Source organism: Flavobacterium sp. (assembly GCF_043756175.1).
Lineage (GTDB): Bacteria > Bacteroidota > Bacteroidia > Flavobacteriales > Flavobacteriaceae > Flavobacterium.
The window spans coordinates 1-4,548 of sequence record NZ_JAYURN010000084.1 but is presented as its reverse complement, the minus strand read 5'-3'; the positions used below and the strand labels follow the sequence as shown (position 1 = coordinate 4,548).

Below are 4,548 nucleotides of genomic sequence, written 5' to 3'. Positions count from 1 at the left end.
CCAAAAATAGGTTTGCAATGAAAATGGCAATAGCAATTATTTTTAGTTTTTTCATAAATATAAAATCAAAAATGTCAGTCTGAGCTTGTCGAAGACCTTTCTAAAACACTTCGACAAGCTCAGTGTGACAAACAATTATTTTCTTTTTTCTAAAAGTACCACATTTTCCACATGATGCGTTTGCGGAAACATATCAACTGGTCTGATGCGAGTTACTTGATACATTTCGTCCATAAGAGCTAAATCACGTGCTTGTGTAGCCGAATTACAACTTACATATACCACTTTTTCAGCACCAATAGTTAAGATTTGTTTTACTACATCAGCATGCATACCATCACGTGGCGGATCGGTAATAATTACATCAGGGTGACCATGTTGTGCTATAAATGCATCATTGAAAACATTCTTCATATCACCTACAAAAAACTCACAATTGGTAATATTATTGCGTTTTGCATTTTCTTTAGCATCAAGAATCGCTTCAGGAACTGCTTCAACTCCAATTACTTTTTTGGCTTGTTTTGATACAAACTGTGCAATAGTTCCCGTTCCGGTATATAAATCGTAAACGAGTTCATTTCCTGTTAATCCAGCAAAATCTCTTGTTATTTTGTATAATTCATAAGCTTGTTCAGAATTAGTTTGATAAAAAGATTTGGCATTAATACTAAAATGTAAACCTTCCATTTCTTCGAGAATATAATCACGACCTTTAAATAATTTTATATCTTGGTCATAAATAGTATCATTTGGTTTACCATTTATCACATATTGTAATGAAGTGATTTCAGGAAAAGTTTCAGCCAAATGATTCATAATCAATTCACGTTGTACTTTATTTTCTTTAAAAAACTGAATCAAAACCATGATTTCACCAGTCGAAGCCGTACGTATCATCAGTGTTCTAAGTAAACCTTCGTGATTCCTTGGATTGAAGAATTCTAAATTATTTTCTATCGCAAAACGACGAATTTCGTTACGAATCGCATTCGATGGATCTGCTTGTAAATGACATTTTGTAATATCAAGAATCTTGTCCCACATTTTTGGGATATGAAAACCTAAGGCATTTCGATCATCAAATTCTTCGTCACTTTTTATTTCGTCTTCGGTCATCCAACGAGCGTTAGAGAAACCAAACTCCATTTTATTTCTATAAAAAAACTGTTTTTCCGATCCTAAAATAGGTTCAAAATCAGGCATTTCGACCTTTCCAATTCTTTTCAGGTTGTTATATACTTCATTTTGCTTGTAATGCAATTGTTGAGAATACTTCATATTCTGCCATTTGCAACCACCACAAACACCAAAATGCTCGCAAACAGGCTCTGTTCTATGCTCAGAATATTCATGAAAATTGATGGCTTTTCCCTCATAATAAGCCTTGCGCTTTTTGAAAGTTTGCACATCGACCACATCGCCAGGCACGACATTAGATATAAAAATTACTTTACCATCAGGAGCTTTCGCCACCGAAACGCCTTTTGCACCCGCATCAAGGACTTTTACCGTATCAAAAACGATTTTGTCTGTTATTTTTTTTCCCATGTTGCAAAAATAAGGATTGTAGTTTGTATTTCTATTATATCATGTAAAATAAAGATTTAATTTAATTATATTCGTGAAAAATTTCTAAATGAAATATATATTAAAACCCTTATTATTATTTGCATTTATCTCTTCATTTGCTCAAGAATCTGTATTGAAATTTGATAAAAAGATTTATGGCTGTGAAAATAATTGGATTACATATCCATTAAAAGAGAAAGACACGACTTACATGTTAGGTTACGTTTATATTGATAGATCTGCAGGCCTTACTTATCATTTTGAAAATAGATTTAAAATTTCCAATGAAGGAAAATTTATACCATTGAAAAAAAATAATACTTCAAGAATAATTGCACGTATTCAAAATTTGAATACAATCTGCGCAATAATTCCAAGTGATAAGTTTAAGGATTTAGAGATAATTGAGACTCCTGAATTTATGAAATCATATGTCAATTCAAACGAAGCGGATGATTTAGTTGAAAGAGCTTTTCAATATAATCATATAGGAGCAAGTTTTTTAGCAGTCCCTTTACTTGAAAAAGCTCAAAATATTAATCATTTAGCTAAAAATCTATTATTTGAATTAGGATATGCTTATAACGCTACTGAACAATTTGAAAAATGCATTACATTATTGCATATTGGAATTAGTAAATATGAAAAAAACAATTGGTTGTTATATAAAGAATTAATATTTGCTTTATGCCATAATAATCAATTAGAAAATGCTGAAGTTGCGTTTAAAAACGGAATGAAAATAAAAGAAAAAAGCTACATTGATGAAACTGCTTTTAATATTGCTCAGGGATATTTTAATAAAAAAGACAAAAAGAAATTTGAGGAATGGAAAAACATTGCAAAAGAATATTCTACTAAAATAGATTCGCCTGTTATGAAAAATTTAGAATTAATGACTAATGATTTAAAATAATGACAACCCATCTCGCTCTCCTTCGTGGTATCAACGTTTCTGGTCACAATATGATAAAAATGGATGCGCTAAAAATCGCACTAGAAAATATAGGTTTCCAAAATGTGCAAACGTACATTCAATCAGGAAATGTATTTGTAGATACCGAAGAAGAAAACGGACCAAGTGTTGGTTTTACCATCAAACAGGAAATTTTCAAAGTTTTCGGTCATGATGTTCCTATTGTTGTTATTGGCAAAAAGGATTTAGAAGATTGTTTTAAAAACAACAGCTATCTAAAAGAAAAAGAAGCAGATACAAAAAAACTATATGTAGCATTTATTTCAAAAGAATTGAATGCTTCGGCACTAAATGATTTAAAAATTAGTCAGTTCAAACCTGATGAAGCTAGTATTGATTCCAGTAGAATTTATATTAAATACGATATTGGAGCAGGAAAAACCAGATTGGATCAGAAATATATAGAGAAAAAACTAAATGTAACCGCAACAATTAGAAATTGGAATACGGTAACTAAGTTGTTAGAAATGTTTGAAGAAAGATAGACTATAAATTAAAGAATATTCATTATTTTTGTCGAAAATAGGGATGATTTCTCTCCAAAAGTAGGAATTGAGATTACTAAAATCAATACAATTATTATCATGTCAGTATTACAAAAAATCAGTTCACAAGAAATTATTGCTTTAGAGGACAAACACGGAGCACACAATTACCACCCACTTCCTGTAGTTTTGGCTCGTGGAGAAGGTGTATATGTTTGGGATGTAGAAGGAAAAAAATATTACGATTTCTTGTCGGCTTATTCGGCAGTAAACCAAGGACATTGTCACCCAAAAATTATTGGAGCAATGATAGAACAAGCACAAACATTAACATTGACTTCTCGTGCTTTTTATAACGACAAATTAGGCGTTTATGAAGAGTATATAACAAAATATTTTGGTTTTGATAAAGTATTACCAATGAATACTGGTGCAGAAGCAGTTGAAACTGCTTTGAAATTGTGTAGAAAATGGGCTTACGAGAAAAAAGGAATTGCTGAAAATGAAGCGCAAATTATTGTTTGCGACGGAAACTTTCACGGAAGAACGACTACAATTATTTCGTTTTCTAACGACGAGAATGCACGTAAAAACTTTGGACCTTATACCGCTGGTTTTATTAGCATTGCTTATGATGATTTAACAGCTTTAGAAAATGTATTAAAATCATCAAAAAATATTGCAGGATTTCTAGTAGAACCTATTCAAGGCGAAGCTGGAGTCTATGTACCAAGTGAAGATTATTTGGCAAAAGCCAAAGCACTTTGTGAAGCACATAATGTTTTATTTATAGCTGACGAAGTACAAACAGGAATTGCTAGAACGGGATCAATATTAGCTGTTTGTGGTAATTGTACTTGCGAAAATGCATGCGAAAAACAAGCATCTTATGTAGTTCCTGATATTTTAATTTTAGGAAAAGCTATTTCAGGTGGTGCTTACCCAGTTTCGGCAGTTTTGGCAAACGATCACATTATGAATGTAATTAAGCCAGGACAACACGGTTCTACATTTGGTGGTAATCCGGTAGCTGGCGCAGTTGCAATGGCTGCTTTAGATGTAGTTTCTGACGAAAAATTATCTCAAAATGCACGTCGATTAGGAAAAATTTTCCGTTCGGAATTAGCGAAATTTATTGAAACTTCTACTGTAGCGACCTTAGTTCGTGGAAAAGGTTTGTTAAATGCAGTTGTGATAAATGATACAGAAGAAAGCGATACCGCTTGGAATATTTGTATGGCTTTGCGTGATAACGGATTGTTAGCTAAACCAACACACGGAAATATTATTCGTTTTGCACCACCATTAGTAATGAATGAAGAACAATTGTTAGATTGTGTTTCGATAATTATTAAAACATTGAAACAATTTGAAAAGTAATTTTCAATTTATTTATAAATAGAAAATCCGTCTAGTTTTAGACTGCACCCAAAATTTTGGACAAATTTATAATTAATTTTGATAATAATGAGCTCGATATTGTATTGGGCTCATTTTGTTTAAATTTGACTTTCT

At 31.8% G+C, this 4,548-nt stretch carries 4 protein-coding genes; 3 read left to right on the top strand and 1 reads right to left on the bottom strand.

From position 1 onward, the window contains the following. Positions 1-135 precede the first annotated feature (135 nt). Complete coding sequence (gene rlmD, locus ACH2BP_RS06425; protein ID WP_395058141.1) at positions 136-1,551, bottom strand: 23S rRNA (uracil(1939)-C(5))-methyltransferase RlmD; 1,416 nt, start codon at positions 1,549-1,551, stop codon at positions 136-138. An 88-nt stretch (positions 1,552-1,639) separates the two neighbouring features. Here rlmD and ACH2BP_RS06420 point away from each other — a divergent pair, with 88 nt between their 5' ends. From ACH2BP_RS06420 to rocD, 3 genes are all read left to right on the top strand, one after another. After that, positions 1,640-2,488, top strand: coding sequence for a tetratricopeptide repeat protein (locus tag ACH2BP_RS06420; RefSeq protein ID WP_395058139.1), 849 nt, complete (start codon positions 1,640-1,642; stop codon positions 2,486-2,488). Continuing rightward, positions 2,488-3,033, top strand: coding sequence for a DUF1697 domain-containing protein (locus tag ACH2BP_RS06415; RefSeq protein ID WP_395058137.1), 546 nt, complete (start codon positions 2,488-2,490; stop codon positions 3,031-3,033). Before ACH2BP_RS06420 ends, ACH2BP_RS06415 begins: the two co-directional genes overlap by 1 nt. Before the next feature lie 99 nt (positions 3,034-3,132). After that, positions 3,133-4,413 carry an ornithine--oxo-acid transaminase gene (gene rocD / locus ACH2BP_RS06410; protein WP_395058135.1) on the top strand — a complete coding sequence of 427 codons (1,281 nt, stop codon included), beginning with the start codon at positions 3,133-3,135 and terminating at the stop codon, positions 4,411-4,413. The last annotated feature ends 135 nt before the right edge of the window (positions 4,414-4,548 follow it).